Source organism: Streptomyces sp. NPDC058773, assembly GCF_042746015.1.
Classification (GTDB): domain Bacteria; phylum Actinomycetota; class Actinomycetes; order Streptomycetales; family Streptomycetaceae; genus Streptomyces.
In genome coordinates, this window is the sequence record NZ_JBHYPE010000005.1 from 101,159 (window position 1) to 121,061 (window position 19,903).

19 protein-coding genes and 1 pseudogene are annotated in these 19,903 nt (G+C 70.7%); 7 read left to right on the forward strand and 13 right to left on the reverse strand.

Annotated features, from left to right (window positions below; all coding sequences use genetic code 11):
- The first annotated feature begins 136 nt into the window (after window positions 1-136).
- Window positions 137-373, forward strand: a complete 237-nt coding sequence (locus ACFW5B_RS06650; protein ID WP_386434200.1) for a hypothetical protein — start codon at window positions 137-139, stop codon at window positions 371-373.
- 208 nt (window positions 374-581) lie between these two features.
- Window positions 582-872: a hypothetical protein gene (locus ACFW5B_RS06655; RefSeq protein WP_386434202.1), complete on the forward strand. Its 291-nt coding sequence runs from the start codon at window positions 582-584 to the stop codon at window positions 870-872.
- A 586-nt stretch (window positions 873-1,458) separates the two neighbouring features.
- Here the strand turns inward: ACFW5B_RS06655 and ACFW5B_RS06660 are convergent.
- Window positions 1,459-2,232, reverse strand: a complete 774-nt coding sequence (locus ACFW5B_RS06660) for a GntR family transcriptional regulator (protein ID WP_386434205.1) — start codon at window positions 2,230-2,232, stop codon at window positions 1,459-1,461.
- Between the two features lie 169 nt (window positions 2,233-2,401).
- Here ACFW5B_RS06660 and ACFW5B_RS06665 point away from each other — a divergent pair, with 169 nt between their 5' ends.
- From ACFW5B_RS06665 to ACFW5B_RS06685, 5 genes are all read left to right on the forward strand, one after another.
- Window positions 2,402-2,764, forward strand: a complete 363-nt coding sequence (locus ACFW5B_RS06665) for a hypothetical protein (protein WP_386434208.1) — start codon at window positions 2,402-2,404, stop codon at window positions 2,762-2,764.
- The gene (locus ACFW5B_RS06670; RefSeq protein WP_386434211.1) at window positions 2,764-4,062 is read left to right on the forward strand and encodes an FtsK/SpoIIIE domain-containing protein; all 1,299 of its coding nucleotides are present in this window, start codon (window positions 2,764-2,766) and stop codon (window positions 4,060-4,062) included. Before ACFW5B_RS06665 ends, ACFW5B_RS06670 begins: the two co-directional genes overlap by 1 nt.
- A complete protein-coding gene (locus tag ACFW5B_RS06675; RefSeq protein ID WP_386434214.1) occupies window positions 4,059-4,253 on the forward strand; it encodes a hypothetical protein in 195 nt (64 codons plus the stop codon). The genes ACFW5B_RS06670 and ACFW5B_RS06675 overlap by 4 nt, the downstream gene beginning before the upstream one ends.
- Before the next feature lie 249 nt (window positions 4,254-4,502).
- Window positions 4,503-5,975, forward strand: a complete 1,473-nt coding sequence (locus tag ACFW5B_RS06680; protein WP_386434576.1) for a replication initiator — start codon at window positions 4,503-4,505, stop codon at window positions 5,973-5,975.
- A 204-nt stretch (window positions 5,976-6,179) separates the two neighbouring features.
- Window positions 6,180-8,153, forward strand: coding sequence for a recombinase family protein (locus tag ACFW5B_RS06685; RefSeq protein WP_386434217.1), 1,974 nt, complete (start codon window positions 6,180-6,182; stop codon window positions 8,151-8,153).
- Here ACFW5B_RS06685 and ACFW5B_RS06690 read toward each other — a convergent pair.
- The 12 genes and pseudogenes from ACFW5B_RS06690 to ACFW5B_RS06745 form a co-directional block, all read right to left on the reverse strand.
- Window positions 8,134-8,250 (reverse strand): annotated as a pseudogene (locus ACFW5B_RS06690) (YccF domain-containing protein); the annotation flags it as partial. The gene ACFW5B_RS06685 and the pseudogene ACFW5B_RS06690 sit on opposite strands and share 20 nt — an antisense overlap.
- 132 nt (window positions 8,251-8,382) lie before the next feature.
- Window positions 8,383-9,249 carry a zinc metalloprotease HtpX gene (gene htpX, locus ACFW5B_RS06695; protein ID WP_386434219.1) on the reverse strand — a complete coding sequence of 289 codons (867 nt, stop codon included), beginning with the start codon at window positions 9,247-9,249 and terminating at the stop codon, window positions 8,383-8,385.
- Window positions 9,250-9,489: 240 nt separating this feature from the next.
- A complete protein-coding gene (locus tag ACFW5B_RS06700; RefSeq protein ID WP_386434222.1) occupies window positions 9,490-11,040 on the reverse strand; it encodes an NADH-quinone oxidoreductase subunit N in 1,551 nt (516 codons plus the stop codon).
- On the reverse strand, window positions 11,040-12,659 hold the full coding sequence (locus tag ACFW5B_RS06705) for a NuoM family protein (RefSeq protein WP_386434579.1): 1,620 nt from the start codon (window positions 12,657-12,659) through the stop codon (window positions 11,040-11,042). Before ACFW5B_RS06705 ends, ACFW5B_RS06700 begins: the two co-directional genes overlap by 1 nt.
- A gap of 113 nt (window positions 12,660-12,772) precedes the next feature.
- Window positions 12,773-14,770 carry an NADH-quinone oxidoreductase subunit L gene (locus ACFW5B_RS06710; RefSeq protein ID WP_386434224.1) on the reverse strand — a complete coding sequence of 666 codons (1,998 nt, stop codon included), beginning with the start codon at window positions 14,768-14,770 and terminating at the stop codon, window positions 12,773-12,775.
- A complete protein-coding gene (nuoK, locus tag ACFW5B_RS06715) occupies window positions 14,767-15,129 on the reverse strand; it encodes an NADH-quinone oxidoreductase subunit NuoK (RefSeq protein ID WP_386434227.1) in 363 nt (120 codons plus the stop codon). Before nuoK ends, ACFW5B_RS06710 begins: the two co-directional genes overlap by 4 nt.
- Window positions 15,129-15,752, reverse strand: a complete 624-nt coding sequence (locus ACFW5B_RS06720) for an NADH-quinone oxidoreductase subunit J (RefSeq protein WP_386434229.1) — start codon at window positions 15,750-15,752, stop codon at window positions 15,129-15,131. Before ACFW5B_RS06720 ends, nuoK begins: the two co-directional genes overlap by 1 nt.
- Window positions 15,749-16,348, reverse strand: a complete 600-nt coding sequence (locus ACFW5B_RS06725) for a NuoI/complex I 23 kDa subunit family protein (protein ID WP_386434232.1) — start codon at window positions 16,346-16,348, stop codon at window positions 15,749-15,751. Before ACFW5B_RS06725 ends, ACFW5B_RS06720 begins: the two co-directional genes overlap by 4 nt.
- Window positions 16,345-17,313: a complex I subunit 1 family protein gene (locus ACFW5B_RS06730; RefSeq protein WP_362605857.1), complete on the reverse strand. Its 969-nt coding sequence runs from the start codon at window positions 17,311-17,313 to the stop codon at window positions 16,345-16,347. Before ACFW5B_RS06730 ends, ACFW5B_RS06725 begins: the two co-directional genes overlap by 4 nt.
- On the reverse strand, window positions 17,310-18,599 hold the full coding sequence (locus tag ACFW5B_RS06735) for an NADH-quinone oxidoreductase subunit C (protein ID WP_386434236.1): 1,290 nt from the start codon (window positions 18,597-18,599) through the stop codon (window positions 17,310-17,312). The genes ACFW5B_RS06730 and ACFW5B_RS06735 overlap by 4 nt, the downstream gene beginning before the upstream one ends.
- The gene (locus tag ACFW5B_RS06740; protein ID WP_386434239.1) at window positions 18,596-19,276 is read right to left on the reverse strand and encodes an NADH-quinone oxidoreductase subunit B; all 681 of its coding nucleotides are present in this window, start codon (window positions 19,274-19,276) and stop codon (window positions 18,596-18,598) included. The genes ACFW5B_RS06735 and ACFW5B_RS06740 overlap by 4 nt, the downstream gene beginning before the upstream one ends.
- Window positions 19,267-19,668 (reverse strand): NADH-quinone oxidoreductase subunit A, encoded by a 402-nt coding sequence (locus ACFW5B_RS06745; protein ID WP_386434242.1) that lies wholly within the window; start codon window positions 19,666-19,668, stop codon window positions 19,267-19,269. The genes ACFW5B_RS06740 and ACFW5B_RS06745 overlap by 10 nt, the downstream gene beginning before the upstream one ends.
- Between the last annotated feature and the right edge of the window lie 235 nt (window positions 19,669-19,903).

Here is a 19,903-nt window from a genome sequence, read left to right on the forward strand (position 1 = left end):
AGGTCAGGGGCGTCCGTTCCGGCCTTCGTGCGTCGGGGCGTCCTGCGGTGGTGCTGAGTTTCAAGGACGGGCCGTCGCTCCGTTTCGATGCCAGGGAAGAACTGGCCGTGTGTCGTGACGGACGGAGGCGGCGGTAATGGCGCTCACCAAGATCTGGCGCTTCGCGGACTGGGTGCTGAAGCTGGAGACGTCCCACAGCGTGCCCATGTACGAGATGGAGTGCGTGTCGTGTGACGAAACCTCGGAGGTGGCGGAGGAGCCGGGCGACCCGCAGGACTGGGCGCTTAAGCACGCCGGGCGCACCCACCACAAACTGTTCCGCGCCGTGCACACCTGCTTCTTCCACGCCGTTCCGAAGGCATTGCGGGAGTGAGCACGCGCGCTCTGTCCGGCGCGTCGCGGCCGGGCTCGTAGATCTGTGACCGGACCACCCCTCGAACCTTGGCCGGCGGGGGTGGTCCGGCGTGGAGTCCCTGTTCAGGACCCCGGTGCCGATGCTACCGGGGCCGTCGCCATGCGTTCACCCCACGGGCGTTGGTGGTCGGTCTTCTGCCAGCGAACAGCGAAGGGACTTAAAGCGAATGGACAACCCGGGGGATGCGGAGTTCGAGGGTGCGCAGTTCGACCCTGACGCGGTGCTGTGGGTGCGTGGGGTGGACTACGTGACCGGCTGGCGTGAAGCGTCGCAGGCGGCGGGGGAGTTGGGCGACGCGCTGACTGAGGCTGGTGTGGATGTGGCGCGAGCGAAGCTTCGGGCCAGCACGACCACAGACGGTTCCGGGGTGGTACGGCTGGAGCTGTCACCCGCGACTGCGCGCGAGGTGGCCAAGTTGGTGCACGTGGCGGCGACTCGGTGGCGTGAGGCGGGGTGACGGGGTAGGGCTGCCACGGGGCGAGAGAACCGGGGGCCTTGCGCTGGCCGCGACTCGGGCTGGCTCCTCTGATGGAGACACTGCTGCCGCACTGCACCCTTCTACCCACGCCCCTCAGCCGAACGCGTCACCACGACGACGCCGCGCTGAGCGGAGCGCCCACGACGGGCTCAACCACAGCGCGGCAGCTGCCCGCTCCCCCGCAGCCACAGCCGGGCCGTTCGGTCTCCTCGCGCGCCTGCATCGGTGACGGCGGGAGTACGGTGCCCAGCTTTCACGGCCGGGGCAGTGCGATCTCCGGACCCGCGCCCCCCACCTCTCCCCTCGTAGCCGGCCTCTTTGATGCGCGCAACGATGAAAGCGGCACTCGGCAGAGCACCCGCCATGTGAGCCGCTCGATGGTTCCGCCGTGCCTGAGGCGAGAAGGCGCTTCAGACGTTAAGGGCCGTGCCGGCGCGGGCGGTGGGGCGTCCGCCGGGACCGGCCGGCAGGCCGCAGCCCGGCGGGGCGGCCGGACCGCCCGGCGCGCCAGGGGCGCGCCCTTGAGTAAGTGAAGACAGGTTTCGACAGTTGCCGGGCGGCGGGCTCAGACGGCGTGGAGGGCGCGGGGGCTGTCGGCGGTGAGGTGGTAGGCGAGTTGGGCGCGGTCGGCGCCGGTGCGCAGCTCTTCGAGGATCAGGGGGCGGCGGTCGGTTCCGAGGGTGACGCGTGAGGCTTGGAGGATCGGAGTGGCGTCGGGGACCCGCAGCGTGTTGCGCTCGTCGGGCAGGGGCATGCGGGCGCTCACGGTCTCGTCCCAGGTGAGCTTGTGCCCGGCCGCGGTGAGAAGGGCGTAGATCTGCTCCGGTTCGGTGTCCGGTGCTTCGCCTAGCTGGTCGGCCTCGTCGGCGGCCGTAGCGAACGGGATGAGCACGCGGTGCAGGGCGCGCGTGTCGGTGTGCGGGTCGGACAGCAATCGATCGACGGCGAACAGTGCTTCCCCTTCGGCGAGTTTGAGCAGCGGGCCCGTGGTCGCCGTGGTCGTGGTGCGGTAGACGGTGGGGTCCTCGATCTGCTGCCAGCTGTGGTGGCCGGTGCGGAAGTTCTTGCCGCTGCGGGTGATGGTCCGCTCGATGTTCACCGCCGGAGCGGGGAGCGCGCGGACGTAGCTGCCCTTGCCGTGGATCACCTCGATCAGTCCTTCAGCGCGAAGTGCGGAGATGGCCTTGCGCACGGTCGGGCGGCTGACCCCGTACCGCTCGATGAGCTGGGCTTCGGAGGGGAGAGGGGCACCGGCCTTGTACTCGCCTTCGACGATGCCGTTACGGATCTCGGCGGCAACCTGCTGGTACAGCGCGCCGGGTCGCTGGATCTCTCCCATGGCGGGTCTCCTCATCAACTGTTGTCGTCTTCCATGACGTTATCTGACGTCACTCGTAAGCATAAGTTCTTGCCCTGGCGGGTCAAGAGATGCATAGTGGAGGCAACTCGTAAGCACGAGTGACGTCACGTGACGTCTAATCTCTGAGTGCCCAAGGAGGCCCAGACTCATGCAGTCCATCCCTGTGGACACCTCTCGACTCGGCGTACTGCGGTGCGCCGTCGGGCCTGAACCGAAGATCGGGAACTTCGAGACCAAGGAGGTCAAGAAGGACCGGGACGGAAACACCATCTACACCGTCGGTGTGACGGTTCGTCAGGACCGGCGGCGGGTCTCGGTGATCGAGATCGCCGTTCCCGGCGAACCCAAGGGCATCGTGGAAGGCACCGAAGTGCGCGTGACCGGCATGGAAGCCTTCGCGTGGGCCATGGGCGACCGGCACGGAATCAGCTTCCGAGCATCCGCCATCACCCCCGTACCTGCTGCGTCTGCTGCGACTGCCGGTTCCGCCGGCAAGGGCGGTGGCGCCTGATGGAGTCGATCCTGTTCACCTGTGCCCTCGCGCTGCTGATCTGGGTGCTGGTTTTCGGCAACGAGCTGCAACGGCGGCGGCCGCAGTGGCACTGGTACCTCGTCGGCTACCCCCTCACCGCGCTGCGCCTGGTGATCACCTGGCACCGGGTCGCCTATCTCAACGGCCTGACCGTCTCCCACAAACCGAACAGGCGCGTCCTGGGTGACCTGGAGGTCAAGGGCGAGCCGCTGCGCACGCGCACCCCGCGCCTGTCGTTCCCGCGTGCCACACCGTATGGGCTGGAAGTGCGCGTCCGGCTGCATGCTGGGCAGACTCCGGCACCCTTCCTCGCGTCGTCCGACGCCTTCGCGCACGCTTGGCGGGTCCATTCGGTGCGCGTCGTCTCCCCGGAACGCGGCGTCGTGTTGATCACGGCAACGGCTCGCGACCCGCTGGAGAGCACGGACAGCCCTGCGGCGGGGTCGGCGGAGCTGTTGTCGGCGATCGTCGGCACGCTGGAGAGCGGCCGTGCCTGGGGGATGGACTTCAGGCGGGTGCCGCACTGGTTGATCGTCGGCGCGACGCAATCGGGGAAGTCCACGTTGGTGGCGCGGCTGGTCACCGAACTTGCTCCGCAACCGGTCGCCCTGGTCGGTGTCGACTGCAAGGGCGGTATGGAACTGGGGCTGCTGGAAATGCGGCTCTCGGCTCTGGCCACCTGCCGCAGCGAGGCGGTCACCGTGCTGGCTGCGCTGGTCGCCGAAATGCAGGACCGCATGAGGAAGTGCCGCTTCGCTGGAGCCCGCTCGATCTGGGAACTGCCCGAGAAGGCGCGACCCGTCCCGGTCGTCGTGATCGTCGATGAACTGGCGGAGCTGTACCTGACCAACGGCAGCAAGGAACAGCGCGCCGAAGCCGAGGAGTGCACGACCTACCTCCTGCGGCTTGCGCAGCTTGGTGCAGCCCTGGGCATGCACCTGGTGGTGGCCGGCCAACGCGTGGGCTCGGACCTCGGGCCCGGCGTCACCGCACTACGGGCACAACTGAGCGGCCGGATCTGCCACCGGGTCAACGACCCCGGTACCGCCGAGATGGCGCTGGGCGACTTGAACAAGGACGCGGTAGTGGTCGCGCAGTCCATCGGTGAGGCGGAACGCGGAGTCGCTGTCACCACTGGCGACATGGGCGGCTGGATGCGTGGCCGGTCCCATCTGACCACGCCGGCTGAAGCACGAGCGGCGGCGGCAGAGTTCGCCAGGATGACGCCTCGCCCGCCGTTCCTGGCACACACACCTGGAGGGGGGACGCTCGTATGAGTGAGCAGTCAGCCGTACTGCTGGCCCTGGTCTTCGGGATCATCACCGTGCTCCTCGTCCGCTCCCGCGACGTCAAGTGGTGGGAGGCGGCCCTGATCGCCCTGTTCGGCATGTACGTGGGCCAGACCCCCTTGGTCTTCGCCGCAGACGGCCTCGTGCACTGGTTCATCTCCGTCGTCACCCGCACCTGACAACCAGAAAGACGCCAAGCCATGCCCATGCGCCGCGTCCGCTGCCCCGTCTGCAAGGGGCAGCGCTCCTGCAAAACCCGCTCTGGCCGCCGACAGCGCTGCCGCTGCTGCCGGGGCACCGGAACCATCCGCTAACCACCCGTCCAACCGAGCCCAAGGAGTGACCGCCGTGGACCCATCCCACCCAACCGCCAGCATCCGTGCCGCTTCGGCGGCCCACCCCGGGAGGTCCCCACCATCACCGCCGAGATCACCTCGGCTGACCGGCGCGCCGCACTCAACCGCGCGGCGCGCCTCCGTCAGCTCTCAGAAGTCGACCAAGACCTGATCCGCCTCGTCCAAAACCCTGACTTCGGCCGCTGGATGGCACAGATCACCGCTACCGGCGGCTGTGCCCACCCGATCCACCTCAAGGGCGCCACCACCACCCGCGACGGCGTGACCAGCGAGATCCTGCACCACTACGACACCGCCCATGAACCCGGCGAACGGCTGCTCGTCCGGTGCCGAAACCGCCGAGCAACCGTCTGCGCCCCCTGCTCTCGGCTACACGCGGGCGACACCTTCCACCTGGTCCGCGCGGGACTGGTCGGCGGCAAGGCAGTACCGGTGGATGTACGGGAGCGTCCCCGGCTGTTCGTGACCCTCACCGCCCCCTCATTCGGGCCCGTGCACCGCGTCACCACAGACAACGAGCGGTGCCACCCCCGCCGTAAAACCGGCCGCTGCGAACACGGTCGGCCGCTCGGCTGCCCGGCCACCCACGACCCCGCCGATCCGCTCGCCGGACAACCCCTGTGCCCGGGCTGCTACGACTACCCGGCACACGTCCTGTGGCACGCGCACGCTGGACGGCTATGGAAGGCATTCACGGACAACCTCTACAACCACCTCGCCGCCCGCACTGGACGCACCCGCACTGGCCTGCGCCGCACGCTCCGCATCTCCTACGCCAAAGTCGCCGAGTACCAAAAGCGCGCCGCCCTCCACGTACACGCGGTCGTACGTCTCGACGGCGCGGAGGGGCCTGGTGATCCGCCGCCGGCGTGGGCGACGGCTGATGTCCTCGGCACCGCTGTACGAACTTCCGCCGCAGCGGTCAACCTGCGCACTCCGTACAGCCGGGCTCTGGGAGAACACGAACTGCGCTGGGGCTCCCAACTCGATGTCCGGCCGCTCCGCGCTTTCGGCGGACATGAGGGCCTGGCCGACGACGCCGTAGCCGCTTACGTCGCCAAGTACGTCACCAAGGGAGCAGCCGACACCGCCATCGGCCTCGACCACCCGATCACCAGCCCGGATGACATCCCCACCGGCCGGTTTTCAGCTCACGTCCGGACCCTCATCCACACCTGCTGGCGGCTCGGCGGCCTCCCCGAGTCGGCGCCGTTGCGCTTGCGCGCTTGGGCTCACACCCTCGGCTACCGGGGACACATCCTCACCAAATCCCGTGTCTACTCCACGACTTATGCAGCTCTGCGCGCCGAGCGTGCCGAGTACCAGGGTGCCACCGCCAGGGAGGGCGCCGCCGGAATTCCCGATGCCATAACTGATGCGCACTGGCGCTATGCCGGCTCCGGCCACTCCCCCGGTGCGGCCCTCATCGCCGCCGGTGTCGCCGAAGACCTCGCCCGCAGTCGCGAGATAGCGCGAGAGGAACGCCTTCCAGACCGGCATGGACGGTGCGGAGCGGTTGACGGGGGTCGGCATGCAACGAGTTGAGGTAGTGGTCAAGAAGGGACAGAAGCTCACTCCAGCTGAGTGGCAGCGACTTTTGCGGTTGCTCTTCGGCTCCAGCACACGCAGCGCGGGCAATGTCCGATAGTCCCAACTCAGCGTCAGTTCTTGGCGATACGCTGTCGTACAACAACGCGCCCCGGCGACGGCTGCAACCGTCCCGGGGCTGGCCGACTGGTAGGAGTCGACATGGCCAATAGAACCACATTGAAGCGCGGAGCAACCGATGTAGCCTCCCGCGCGATCGCCGGGCGTACTCTCAGGGCGGTTGACTACCTCCGGGTGTCGACCGAAGAACAGCGGAAGGGTTACGGCGTCGCGAGCCAAGGCCGCAAGACCGCCAAGTACATTGCGAGCAAGCAATGGGAGCACATCGACACATACGTCGATGACGGCGTCAGCGGAAGCCTGGCGGCGGAAGACCGCCCGCAACTCAACCAGCTAATGGCAGAGGCCCGAGAAGACGCTTTTGACGTAGTGGTCGTTAAAGAAGGGCGCGCGATCGGACGTAACGGGCGCGCCTTCTGGCGGTGGGTCTGGGCGCTCGAAGATATCGGCATCTTCGTCGCCATCGCGGAAGACGACATCGACAACACCACTGCCGGTGGCCGCAAGGAAATGCGGCGGCAAGCGGACTACGCCGAAACCGAGTGGGAAACGATCCGCGCGCGCACGCAGGGCGGCCTTCAGGAAAAGGCGGAAGATCCGAACTCCCCGCACATCGGGGGGCGGCCTCCTTACGGCTACCGAATCGAAGATCAAGGAAAGGTCGGGCTCTCACGCCTCGTCATCGACTCGGCGGAGGCAGCGGTAATCGGCCGTGTTCATGATCTGGTGGTGAACGACGGACTGAACTTGCGGCAGGTCGCGATCCGGCTGAACGCCGAGGGTGTCACTACTCGCTCCGGGCGACCGTGGTCCCACGCAAATCTCCGCGATCGGATCATGTCGCGCCCGGTGCTCGACGGGGTGGTGCTATTCCGCGGCAATCACGCGGCGACCGACGCCGAGGGCGACACCGTGTGGGGCGACCGTGTCGTCATCCCCCTCCCCCGCATCCTCTCCGAGGAGGAAGCGGCGGCGCTGCGTCGAGGGGTGGCTTCGACAGCCAAGAAGAGTTCCGGGAACCGTGCCTTCTACCCCGTGTCCGGCCGGGTCATCGGCCTGTGCGGGTCTCCTTATACCGGGCACAGCCGCGAATCGATGGAGCCGAGAGGTCGCTTCTACCGGTGCAGCGGGAAGAAGGACAAGGACCTCACGGCTGAGGTGTGCGACTGCTCGTACATCGACGCCCCGGCCCTGGAATCCGCAGTGTGGGCCGCGATCGTGAAAGCACTCGGTGACTCCAACCAGCTGGAAGAGCTGGCTGCTGAATGGGTGGGGATGGCCGACGGCGACGTCTCGGCACACGGACAGCGCATCGCTGACCTGGATCAGCAGATCGCGCGTCTTGACTCCTCCATCACGGCGGTGATCGTCGCCACCGCCAAGAGCACGGCCGGGCAGGACGACGCTCCCCAGGCCATCCAGGCTGCTACCGCTGCCCTGCAAACCGAGCGTGCGCAGTTGCAGGCCATGCGCGACGATGCGGCCGACTGGCTGGCGGAGAAGGAGGCCGCGGGAAACAGGGCTCGTGAGCTGGCAGAGATCGCCAAGATGGCTCGCGAAGAACTCGCCGCAGTGGACGCATACCGGCAAGCGGACTACATGTCGCTGCTCAAAGTGCAGGTGTTCATCAAGGGGCCGGTACCCGTGCGCAAGGGCGGCGTGCCCTGCCCCGTCCAGCGGTGGTACCGATCGGCCGGCTTCACCACGGTTCCGGACGCCGACCTCTCCGACGCCGACTGGGAACGGATCGCGCTTCTGCTGCCGAAGGGACGCCGGGACACCGTCCGCCGTTCGGTGAACGCGATCTTCTGGAAGGCCCGTACCGGGAAGTCGTGGAACGCACTTCCCTCCGAGATCGCCCGCCCGCACTCGGCCGCCAGTCACTTCCTGGCCTGGTCCAAGAACGGCATCTGGGCCCGAGTCTCAGCAGCGCTCAGCGGGACCACCCAATGCCCGCTACCCGCCGATGAGTTGCTGCCTCCTATGCGGGTAAAGGTGGAGCTCGACCCGCGTCTGATGCTGCTACCCGAGGAACTATCCCGAACGGGATCGTGATGATGAGGATGCAGCAGATGATGCCCGCGGCGACATAGCCGAGCGCCAGCCAGAAGCCGCTGAGGACCAGCCAGAGGATGTTGAGGATGAACTTCATGATCAGCAGCCTTCCACGGGCGCAGCGGAGAACGTAACTGCCGGGCAAGACGCCCTGGACCGGGTGAAGCGTTGCGTTCATGATGCGGCGGACGGGCAGCGGCGGCCACCGCTCCCCGCGGCGGACGGCCCTTCAGGGCCGGTGGTGGCCCGCCATCCGCTCCAGACGGGCGATGCGCTCGCGCATCGGGGGGTGGGTGGAGAACAGCCGGGACATGCCGTCGCCCGTCCGGAAGGGGTTGGCGATCATCATGTGGCCGGCGGTCTCCAGCCGCGGCTCCGGCGGGAGCGGCAGCTGCTGGGTGCCCGCCTCCAGCTTGCGCAGGGCGGAGGCCAGGGCCAGCGGGTCGCCCGTGAGCTGGGCGCCCGAGGCGTCCGCCTGGTACTCGCGCGAGCGGCTGACGGCGAGCTGGATAAGCCCGGCCGCCACCGGCCCGAGGATCATGATCAGCAGCATGCCCAGCAGGCCGGGGCCCTCGTCGTCGTCGGAGCGGCCTATGGGGATCAGCCAGGCGAAGTTGACGAGGAACAGCACGACGGAGGCCAGGGCGCCCGCGACGGAGGAGATCAGGATGTCGCGGTTGTAGACATGGCTGAGCTCATGGCCGAGGACGCCGCGCAGCTCGCGTTCGTCGAGCAGCTGGAGGATGCCGTCGGTGCAGCAGACCGCGGCGTTGCGGGGGTTGCGGCCGGTGGCGAAGGCGTTGGGCGCCTGGGTCGGGGAGAGGTACAGGCGCGGCATGGGCCGGCGGGCCGTGGTGGAGAGTTCGCGGACCATGCGGTAGAGCTGCGGGGCCTCGAACTCGCTGACCGGGCGGGCGCGCATGGCCCGCAGGGCGAGCTTGTCGCTGTTCCAGTACGCATAGGCGTTGGTGCCCAGGGCGACGACGACGGCGATGATCAGGCCCGTACGGCCGAAGAAGCTGCCGATGACGATGATGAGGGCGGACAGTCCCCCGAGGAGTACGGCGGTCCTGAGCCCGTTGTGCCGGCGGTGCACGGTACGCCCTCCAAGCGGTGCGGCAGGGGAACCCTGTGCTGCGTGTCTCCACTGTCCAGTGGACCCTTACTCACTGGTCAACGCGGGATGAACGAGCCTGGTTCCCCGGTGCACGCGCGGCGGGGCCGGGCGCGGCAGGAACCGCGCCCGGTGGGGTCCGCCGCCGTAGGGGCGGGCCGGGAGCCGCTGTCGGCGGCCGGGGCGTGCGGGGACCGTCCCCGGCCTGTTTCGACCGGCCCGTCAGAGCAGCGCCCCGGAGGCGAAGCGCAGGACGAGCTGCGGGGCGCCGGAGAGGGCGATGCCGAGGACGGCGGCGAGGCCGATGGCGGTGGCGAGGGGGGCCGGGATCGCGGCGCGGGACGGCCGCTGTTCCGCTTCGGCGGCGTCGGTCCCCTCAGGCGCCGCTTCGGCGGCCTCGGCTCCCCGGAAGAGGACCGCGGTCCACTGCAGGTAGTAGTAGAGCGCGATCACGACGTTCACGGCCATGATCACCGCAAGCCAGGCCAGGCCCGCGTCGACGGCCACGGAGAAGACCGTGACCTTGGCGAACAGGCCGATGACGCCCGGCGGCAGCCCGGCCAGGCACAGCAGGAAGAAGCCCAGGGCGAGCGCGGCCAGGGGGCGGCGGGCGTACAGCCCCCGGTAGTCGGTGAGGCGGTTGGCGGGGCGCGTACGGGCCACCAGGGCGGCGACGGCGAAGGCGCCGAGGTTCACGGCCGCGTACATCAGCGCGTAGGCGACGGTGGAGCCGATGGCGTGCGCCGGGTCCCGGGTGTAGCCGGCCGCCGCGAGCGGCACCAGGAGGTAGCCGGCCTGGCCGACCGACGACCAGGCGAGCAGGCGTACGGCGCTGTGCGCGCGGCGTGGGTCCTGGCGGAGGGCCGCGACGTTGCCGACGGTCATGGTGAGCCCGGCGAGGACGGCCAGCGCCGGGCCCCAAACGTCCGCGTACGACGGGAAGCCCTGGACGGTGACGAGGATCAGGCCGGAGAAGCCGACCGCCTTGCCGACCACGGAGAGGTAGCCGGCAATGGGGAGCGGCGCGCCGACGTAGGTGTCCGGCACCCAGAAGTGGAACGGGGCGGCGGCCGTCTTGAAGGCGAAGCCGACGAGGGTGAGCGCGACGCCGGCGCTCGCCAGAGTGGCCAGCCGCGGATCGGGGAGCGCGGTGAGGGCGTGCGCCACCCGGGAGAGGTACAGGCTGCCGGTGGTCGCGTACAGGAAGCTCACGCCGAGCAGCATCACGGCGGTGGCGGCCACCGAGGACAGGAAGAATTTCAGCGCCGCCTCGGAGGAGAGCCGGTCGCCGCGCCGCAGCCCGACGAGCGCGAAGGCGGGCAGCGAGGCCACTTCGAGGGCGATGACCAGGGTGGCGAGGTCCCGGGAGGCGGGCAGCAGGGCGGCGCCGGCCGCCGAGGACAGCAGCAGGAACCAGTACTCGCCCGTGGGCAGGTCCTGGTCCCTGATGGTGTCGATGGACAGCAGGGCGGTCAGCAGCGCCCCGCCGAGCACCAGGAACTGGATGACCAGGGTGAACGGGTCGGCCACATAGCTGCACACGTCCGGGTGGGCGGGCAGGCAGAAGGTTTTCCTGCCGCCCCCCAGGAGGGGCAGCAGGAGAAGCGCGGAGGCCGCGAGTCCCGCCGTGGCGATCCAGCCCAGCAGCGGCTTGCGGGCCGCCGGGAGGAAGAGGTCGGCGACGAGCACCACCAGGGCGACGGCCGCGGTGAGGGTGGGCGGCGCGAGGGCGAGCCAGTCGACGGACTGGACCAGAGGGGTGATCGAGCTCATCACTTACCGCCTCCGAGGAGCTGCTGGACGGCCGGGTCGGAGAGGCCGAGGAGGGCCGCGGGCCACAGTCCGGCGAGGACGGTGAGGAAGGCCAGGGGGGTCCAGGCCGCGTATTCGTAGCGGGCGATGTCGGGGATCGCGGGGACCGGTGCGGGCTGTCCGGACGGGTCCTCACCGTCCGGGTCGGCGGCGCCGAGGGGTGCGGTCGGGGCGAGGTGCGGGGTGCCGCCCATACAGACGCGGCGGACGACGAGCAGCAGATAGGCCGCCGTCAGCAGGGTGCCGAGACCGGCCAGCACCATGAACGTCAGGAAGGCGGGGCGGCTGAGGCCGTCGGCCGGCCGGAAGGCGCCGAACATCGCCAGCATCTCGCCCCAGAACCCGGCGAGTCCGGGGATGCCCAGTGAGGCGACGGCGCCGAAGGCGAGCAGCCCGCCGAAGCGCGGCGCCCGGCCGTAGAGGGCGGCGCCGGTGCTGCCCGCGAGGGCGTCGAGGTCGGTGCTGCCGTAGCGGTCCTTGAGCGCGCCGACCATGAAGAAGAGCAGGCCGGTGATCAGGCCGTGGGCGATGTTGGCGAACAGCGCGCCGTTGACGCCGGTGGGGGTCATGCTGGCGATGCCGAGCAGGACGAAGCCCATGTGGCCGACGGAGCTGTACGCGATCAGGCGCTTGAGGTCGCCCTTGGCGCCCTTGCGGACGAGGGCGAGGCAGGCGAGCGATCCGTAGACGATGCCGACGGCGGCCAGCGCGGCGAGGTACGGCGCGATGGTCTGCATGCCCTCGGGCGTGATGGGCAGCGCGATCCGCACAAAGCCGTAGGTGCCCATCTTCAGCAGCACGCCGGCCAGCAGCACCGAGCCGACGGTGGGGGCGGCGGTGTGCGCGTCGGGCAGCCAGCTGTGCAGCGGCCACAGCGGCGACTTGACGGCCAGTCCGATGCCGACGGCGAGCACCGCCAGCACCTGAACCGTGTGGCTGAGCTGGGCATTCGGGCCGTTGTCAGTGGCGAGTGCCACCATGTCGAAGGTGCCGGATTTCACGCCGATGAGGAGGAGGCCGAGCAGCATCACGACGGAGCCGAGCAGCGTGTAGAGGATGAACTTCCAGGCCGCCGCCTGCTTCCCCGCCCCGCCCCAGCGGGCGATGAGGAAGTACATCGGGATGAGGACCGTCTCGAAGGCGAGGAAGAAGAGCATCAGGTCGAGGACGGCGAAGGTGGCGAGGGTGCCGGCCTCAAGGGTGAGCAACAGGGCCACAAATGCCTTGGGGGACGGGCCCGTTGGCATGTGGAAGTAGGAGTAGAGCGCGCAGAGGAAGGTCAGGAGCGCGGTCAGGACGACGAGGGGGAGCGAGATGCCGTCGATGCCGAGGTGGACGCGGATGTCGAGCGCCGGGATCCAGCTGAGGTCGGTGGTGGCCTGCATACGGGCCGGGTGGGCGCGGTCGAAGCCCACGGCCAGCGCGATCGCCGCGGCGAGCACGACGCCGGTGACGGTCACTCCGTGGCGCAGCACGGCCTGGTCGGGGTTCTTGCCGCGCAGGCCGGGCGGGGCCGGGAGCAGTGCGGCGAGCGCGCCGACCAGGGGGAGGACGACGACGGCCGCGAGGAGAAGCTGCATGGCGGTGTGATTCACGGGTCAGGCCCTCCTGCGGGGTTCGGCTCCGGCGAGGCAGGCCACGAGGGCTGTCGGCTGGGGGTACGGGGGGCGGCCCCCGGGGGATGGCAGCACGGTCAGGCTCCCGTGCCCGTGGCGACCAGGACGGCGGCGACGGCCAGGACGAGCGAGCCCGCGAGCAGCGCGCCCAGGTAGGTCTGCACGTTCCCGGTCTGGGCCCGGCGGACGGCGGCGCCCAGCCAGCCCGGCGCGGCGCCGGCGCCGCGGACGTAGGTGTCGACGACCTCGCGGTCCAGGAAGCGGACGAGCGTGGCGGCGGCGCGTACGGGCCGGACGAACAGCGCGGAGTAGACGGCGTCGAGGTGGAAGCCAACGGCGGCGTGCGGCTGCAGCGGGCCGAGGAGGAGGCGGCCGGGGTCGGCCGGGTCCGGGGCGCCGGCGACGCTTCCGTAGACCGGGGCGTGGGTGGCGATGGCCGTCTCCTCGGCGAGGCCGGGCGGGGCGTCCGGGTCGGTGACGACCGCGCCGAGGGGGGTGCGGGCGGCCAGGGCCGTGGTGTGGCGCCAGGTCGCGTAGGTGACCAGGCCGCCGACGAGGGCGATGCCGGTGCCCAGGACGGAGGTGGTAAGGGTCGGCGCGAGCGAACGCCCGTCGAACCAGTCGGGCAGCAGGGGGGCGGCGAGGCCGAGCGCGACGGTCGGGGCGAAGAGCACCCACAGGACGGCGTTCATGACGACCGGCTGCGGGCCGTGGTCGGGAACCTCGACGCCCTTGCCCCGGAAGGCCAGCAGCCACAGCCGGGTGGCGTAGGCCGCGGTGAGGAGGGCGGTGAGCAGTCCGGAGACCAGGACGGTCCAGCCGGCCGCGCCGGGGATGCCGTGCGCCGCACCGGTCGCGGCGTGCTCGGCGGCGCCCAGGACGGCTTCCTTGGAGAAGAAGCCGGCGAACGGCGGGATCGCGGCGAGCGCGAGCAGCGCGACGGTCACGGTCCAGTAGGCATCCGGGATGCGCCGGGGCAGGCCGCTCATCCGGGACATCGCGGCCAGCGAGTTGGTGCCCGCGGCGTGGATGATCACGCCCGCGCCGAGGAAGAGGAGGGCCTTGAAGGCACCGTGCGAGATGAGGTGGAAGACGGCGGCGCCGCGGTCGCCGACGGCCAGCGCGCCGAGCATGTAGCCGAGCTGGCCGACCGTCGAATAGGCCAGGACGCGCTTGATGTCGTCCTGGGCCAGCGCGGCGAGACCGGAGCCGACCATGGTGATCGCGGCCATGACGGCCATCACCACCAGCGCTGTCGCGGAGGCGGCGAAGACGGGGAGGAGACGCGCCACGACATAGATACCGGCCGCCACCATCGTCGCGGCGTGGATCAGCGCCGAGACGGGCGTCGGGCCGGCCATCGCGTCCGGGAGCCAGGTGTGCAGCGGGAACTGCGCCGACTTGCCCGCGACACCGGCCAGCAGCAGCAGCGCGATCAGTGTCGGGTGGTCCAGGCCGCCGCTGGTGACGGTGCCGAGGATTCCGGTGATGCGGAAGGTTCCGGCGTCGGCGGCCAGCGCGAAGATGCCGAAGAGGAAGGGGACGTCACCGAGCTTGGTGACGAGGAAGGCCTTGAGGGAGGCGGCGCGGGCGGCCTCGGTCTCCCAGTAGTGGCCGACGAGGAAGTAGGAGCACAGGCCCATGACTTCCCAGCCGACCAGCAGCAGCATCAGGTCGCCGGTGTAGACGACCAGCAGCATCGCGGAGGTGAAGAGCGAGACCAGCGCGGCATAGGAGGGGTAGCGCGGATCGTCGCGCAGATAGGCCGTGGAGTAGAGCTGCACACAGGACGCCACGACCCCGACCAGGACGGCCAGCAGCGCGGCGAAGCCGTCGATGTGCAGGGCCAGGTCGATGGGGATCGAGCCGGTCGGGGTGAGCTGAGTGGCGATGTCGGTGGCCGGGCCGGTGCCCTGTCCGATCGCGACGGTCACCGCCAGCGCGGCCGTGGCCAGCGTCGGCAGCACGGCCAGCGGCCGGACGAAGCCGGGCGCCCGGCGGCCCAGGAGGAGACCGGCGACGGCCCCGAGGAAGGGCAGGAGGGGAACGAGAACGGCAGTGGTCGTGAGGGTCACGCGGCGGCCTCCGCCGTGGTGTCCGGCCGCGGCTCCCCGTCCCCGGCGTCCGCCTTCTCGGCGAGGTCGCGGAGCCGGTCGATGTCGGAGCTGCCGCGGTTGCGGTAGACGAGCAGCACGATCGCCAGCCCGATGCCGATCTCCGCGGCGGCGATGGCGATGGTGAAGAGGGTGAGCGCCTGTCCGCTGTGCAGGGTGTCGCGCAGCCAGACGTCGAAGGCGACGAGGTTGAGGTTGACGGCGTTGAGCATCAGCTCGACGGACATCAGCACCAGGATCGCGTTGCGGCGGGCGAGCACGCCGTACAGGCCGGTGCAGAAGAGGAGGACGGCGAGGACGGCCGGATAGGCGAGATGCATCAGCGCTGGTCCTCTCGTGGGGCGGGGGCGGACGGAGCGCGGGAGGCGGTGTGCGGGAGGTCCGCCGCCGCGGCCCTGCCCTCCCCCGTCCTGCGGGACAGCACGATCGCCCCGACGAGCGCGGCGAGCAGCAGTACGGACAGCGCCTCGAAGGGCAGCACCCAGTACTGGAAGAGGCTGCGCCCGGAGGCTTCCGTGGAGCCCTGTGCGGCGCCGCCGAAGCTGATCCAGGTGGCGCGGAAGGCGTCCACGACGACCCAGACCAGTGCGGCGGCCGAGGCGAGGGCCACCGCGAGCGCGGCCCAGCGGTTGCCCGAATCGGCGTCCGGGGAACGGCCGATGGGCGCCTTGGTGAGCATCAGCCCGAAGAGCAGCAGCACGACGACCGAGCCGACGTAGATCAGCACCTGTACCCAGGCGATGAACTCGGCCGTGAGGAGGAGGTATTCGACGGCGATCCCGCCGAGCGCGACGACCAGCCAGAGGGCGGCGTGCACCAGCTGCCGGGTGGTGACGGTGATGACGGCCGCGCCGAGGGTGGCGATGCCGACGAGGACGAAGGCGATCTCGACACCGGTGGGCGACAGGAAGCCCTGGCCGGCTGCGGTGGCGGCGAGCGTCACGTGCCCTCCCCTGGGGTGTCCGGTCGGTCCTGGTCCCCGGCCGCGGCCTCGGCCCGTGCCTCGGCCTCCGCGGCCTGCTGGGCGGCGAGCTTGTCGGCGGCCTTACGGGCGGCACCGAGCTCCTTGGGCTCCTCGGCCGCCGGGTCGAGCGCCGGCGGTTCGGGCACCGTCCACATCCACTCGCGGAGCTTGTCCCGCTCGTGGGTCAGCTCGCGGATGTCCGTCTCGGCGTACTCGAACTCCGGTGACCAGAAGAGCGCGTCGAAGGGGCAGACCTCGATGCAGATGCCGCAGTACATGCACAGCGCGAAGTCGATCGCGAAGCGGTCCAGGACGTTGCGGCTGCGCTCGCGGCCTCCGGGGGCGGCCGGCGGCACCGTCTCCTTGTGGGAGTCGATGTAGATGCACCAGTCCGGGCACTCGCGGGCGCACAGCATGCAGACCGTGCAGTTCTCCTCGAACAGCCCGATGACGCCACGGGTCCGCGGCGGGAGGTCGGGCTGGACGTCCGGGTACTGCGCGGTGACCGATCGTTTCGTCATCGTCCGGAGGGTGACGGCCAGCCCCTTGGCGAGGCCGGAACCGGGGAAGCTCATGACGAGATCACCACCTTGACGACGCCGGTGAGGGCGATCTGGGCGAGGGCGAGCGGGATGAGGACCGTCCAGGCGAGCTTCTGCAGCTGGTCCTCGCGCAGCCGCGGATAGGTCACCCGCAGCCAGATGACGCCGAAGGCGAGGATCACGGTCTTCAGCAGCGTCCACAGCCAGCCCAGGCCGTCGGCGCCGAACGGGCCGTGCCAGCCGCCCAGGAAGAGGACCGAGGTCAGGGCGCAGAGGACGACGATGCCCGCGTACTCGGCGAGGAGGAAGAGCGCGAAGCGCAGTCCGGTGTACTCGGTGTACGCGCCGAAGATGATCTCCGAGTCGGCGACCGGCATGTCGAACGGCGGCCGCTGGAGCTCGGCGAGCCCCGCGGTGAAGAAGACCACGCCGCCGACGATCTGCCACGGCACCCACCACCAGTGGAAGGCCTCGATGATGCCGGGCAGCGAGAGCGTGCCCGCCGCCATCGCGACGGAGGCCGCGGCGAGCAGCATCGGCAGCTCGTACGCCAGCAGCTGTGCGGCCGTCCGCAGACCGCCGAGCAGCGAGAACTTGTTCGCCGAGGCCCAGCCCGCCATCAGCGAGCCGAGCACCCCGACGCCCATGACGGCGAGCACGAAGAAGATCCCGGCATCCAGGGCCTGGCCCACGGCGTTGTGCGGGCCTATCGGGATGGCCACCAGGACCAGGAGGTACGGCAGCAGCGCGACGGCGGGCGCGAGCTGGAAGATCCGCCGGTCGGCACCGGCCGGCACGATGTCTTCCTTCTGCGCGAACTTCACACCGTCGGCGACGAGCTGGGCCCAGCCGTGGAACCCGCCCGCGTACATCGGCCCGAGCCGGCCCTGCATATGGGCCATGACCTTGTGCTCGGTCTGCCCGATGACCAGGGGGAAGACCAGGAACACGACGAAGACGGCGAGCAGGCGCAGCGCGATGTCGAGTGCGTCGCTCATGGGGTGTCGCCTCCTGCCGGGTCCTGGGGGGTGGGGTCGGGCTCAGGGGTGGCGGCCGGTTCGGACTCCGGCTCCGTGGTGGGCGCCGGTTTCGGCTCCGGCTTCCGCTCGGGCGCCGCCTTCGGCTCGGAATCCGGCTTCGGCTCCGGCTTTGCCTCCGGCTCCGTCTTTGCCTCCGGCTCCGGCTTTGCCTCCGGCTCCGGCTCCGGCTTCCGTTCCGGCTCGTCGAAGGCCGGGCGGGCGTGATGCCAGGGCGCGTCGGAGGAGCGCGGGGGCGCCGCCTTCGCGGGGGTCTCCGTGGGGGACGTCTCGGGGGTCGCCGCGGCCGCTTCCGGCGCCGCTTCGGCGGTCGTTTCCGCGGCCTGCTGCTGACTGGCCGACCCCTGGCTCGCCGAACGGGTACGCCGTGCCGGACGCTCCGGGCGCTCGGCACGGGCCGGGGCCGCCGGGGCCGCCGGAGTTCCGGCTGCCTCCCCCGCCGCCTGCTGACTGGCCGAGCCCGCGCCCGCCGTGCGGGTACGCCGTGCCGGGCGCTCGCCCGCCGCGCCGCCGGCCGCCCGCGCACCCCGTGCCGGACGTGCGGGTGCGGGCGGCAGCTGGCCCTTCAGCGGGCCCCACTCGTTCGGGTCCGGGACGCCCGGGGGCAGCATCTGCCGCCGCTTGGGCCCGCCGTGCTCAGGCTCCCCCGGCTCCTTGGCTCCGGGCCATGCCTTGGCAACGCGCGCCGCCAGCACGAAGTCCTTGCGCAGCGGGTGGCCTTCGAAGTTCTCCGGGAGCAGCAGCGGAGCGAGGTGCGGATGGCCGGTGAAGTCGACCCCGAACATCTCGTGGGTCTCCCGCTCGTGCCAGCCCGCGCCCGCGTACACACCGACGGCGGTGGGCAGCGCGGCCGCATCATGCGGCACGGTCGTCCGTACGATCAGCCGCCGCACGGTGCCGGGGCGCGCCACGTCGGCGAGGTGGGCGCAGATCCGGAAGCCGGTGCCGGGCTCGTCGACGGCGCTCAGCCAGTCGAAGTAGCGGCAGGCCAGGGCGTCCCGGGCGGCGGTCAGCGCGGTGAGCCAGCTGTTCACGGGGACGTCGACGGTCAGCAGGTCGTACGCCAGCTCCGCGGTGGCTCCGGGGCCGAAGATCTCACTCGCCGGGCCCGGCAGCCAGCCGACGACCGGCTCGGCGGGGGTCTGCTCGGCGGGGGCCTGCTCGGCCGCCGTCGGCTCGGGCTGCACGCTCGCCGCGTCCCGCTGCTCAGGGGTGTGCGGCGGCTGCTCGGGCTGCTGCTCGCTCATCGGGGTTCCTCCCCCGCGGGCTTCGGTGCGTCCGCGGACGGCGACGCGTCCGCCGGCTTCGGCGCGGGCGGCGTGACCAGCCCGCTGCGCAGCGCGGCGGCCGAGGGCCGGGCGGCGCCGCCCTTCGCGTACCGCTCGCCCAGCGACTCGCGCGCGATCTTCTCCTGGAGCTTGAGGATGCCCTGCAGCAGCGCCTCCGGCCGCGGCGGGCAGCCCGGGACGTACACGTCCACCGGGATGATCTGGTCGACACCCTTGGTGACGGAGTACGAGTCCCAGTAGGGGCCGCCGCAGTTGGAGCAGGCCCCGAAGGAGATCACGTACTTCGGCTCCGGCATCTGCTCGTAGAGCCGCTTGACCGCGGGCGCCATCTTGTCGGTGACGGTGCCGGACACGACCATCAGGTCGGCCTGGCGGGGGCCGGGCGCGAACGGGATCACGCCGAGCCGGATGAAGTCGTGGCGCGCCATGGAGGCGGCGATGAACTCGATGGCACAACAGGCCAGGCCGAAGTTGAAGACCCACAGGCTGTAGCGGCGGCCCCAGTTGAGGACCACCTTCATCGGTTCCGGCGCGAGCCGGGCGAGGGTGCCCAGGCGCCGGGGCTCCGGCAGGAACTCGGGGGCGGCGCCTGCGGCCGCGGCCGCGGAGCTGTTGGCGGCGGGGGTCACGTCCATTCCAGGACGCCCTTCTTCCATGCGTAGAGCAGGCCGACGGCGAGGAAGCCGAGGAAGATGAACATCTCCACCAGCGTCACGCCGCCGAAGCCGGGGGCGGCGAAGACCGTTGCCCAGGGGAACAGGAAGATCGAGTCAACGGCGAAGATGACGTAGAGGAACGCGTAGACGTAATAGCGGACCTGGGTGTGCGCCCAGCCTTCGCCGACCGGGTCCACACCGCACTCGTACGTCAGCAGCTTCTCCGGCGTCGGTACCACGGGCCGCAGCAGCCGCCCCGCCCCGAAAGCCACGGCGACAAAGAGCACACCGATCACGGCGATGAGCCCGACGACCGAGTAGCCCTGGAAGTAGTCCGCGGCGACGGTGGTGCGTACGGTCGCGTCCGGCACGTCCGCCCCTCGCTCCCTGACTGTGATTGTTCAACGACTTCGACGATCTGTACGGACCGGAGTCTAGGCCCTGCCCCGGCCCCGGTGAGCAGCCGCATCGTTGCGGACGACGGGGTTGTCCCCACTTCGCCCCACCTGGGTGGCCGGCAGCGTAAAGGGAGCGCCCGGTTGTCTCAGAACCTGTCTCACGGACCGGACGGGACGCGGGGCGGGAGACGGGCCGGGAGACCGGCGG

Bases quoted from the DNA above. Each gene is read 5' to 3' on its own strand.
- ACFW5B_RS06650 (WP_386434200.1), top strand. From the start codon at position 137: ATGGCGCTCACCAAGATCTGGCGCTTCGCGGACTGGGTGCTGAAGCTG.
- ACFW5B_RS06655 (WP_386434202.1), top strand. From the start codon at position 582: ATGGACAACCCGGGGGATGCGGAGTTCGAGGGTGCGCAGTTCGACCCT.
- ACFW5B_RS06660 (WP_386434205.1), bottom strand. From the start codon at position 2,232: ATGGGAGAGATCCAGCGACCCGGCGCGCTGTACCAGCAGGTTGCCGCC.
- ACFW5B_RS06665 (WP_386434208.1), top strand. From the start codon at position 2,402: ATGCAGTCCATCCCTGTGGACACCTCTCGACTCGGCGTACTGCGGTGC.
- ACFW5B_RS06670 (WP_386434211.1), top strand. From the start codon at position 2,764: ATGGAGTCGATCCTGTTCACCTGTGCCCTCGCGCTGCTGATCTGGGTG.
- ACFW5B_RS06675 (WP_386434214.1), top strand. From the start codon at position 4,059: ATGAGTGAGCAGTCAGCCGTACTGCTGGCCCTGGTCTTCGGGATCATC.
- ACFW5B_RS06685 (WP_386434217.1), top strand. From the start codon at position 6,180: ATGGCCAATAGAACCACATTGAAGCGCGGAGCAACCGATGTAGCCTCC.
- ACFW5B_RS06700 (WP_386434222.1), bottom strand. From the start codon at position 11,040: ATGAGCTCGATCACCCCTCTGGTCCAGTCCGTCGACTGGCTCGCCCTC.
- ACFW5B_RS06705 (WP_386434579.1), bottom strand. From the start codon at position 12,659: ATGCAGCTTCTCCTCGCGGCCGTCGTCGTCCTCCCCCTGGTCGGCGCG.
- nuoK (WP_386434227.1), bottom strand. From the start codon at position 15,129: ATGCATCTCGCCTATCCGGCCGTCCTCGCCGTCCTCCTCTTCTGCACC.
- ACFW5B_RS06725 (WP_386434232.1), bottom strand. From the start codon at position 16,348: ATGAGCTTCCCCGGTTCCGGCCTCGCCAAGGGGCTGGCCGTCACCCTC.
- ACFW5B_RS06730 (WP_362605857.1), bottom strand. From the start codon at position 17,313: ATGAGCGACGCACTCGACATCGCGCTGCGCCTGCTCGCCGTCTTCGTC.
- ACFW5B_RS06735 (WP_386434236.1), bottom strand. From the start codon at position 18,599: ATGAGCGAGCAGCAGCCCGAGCAGCCGCCGCACACCCCTGAGCAGCGG.
- ACFW5B_RS06740 (WP_386434239.1), bottom strand. From the start codon at position 19,276: ATGGACGTGACCCCCGCCGCCAACAGCTCCGCGGCCGCGGCCGCAGGC.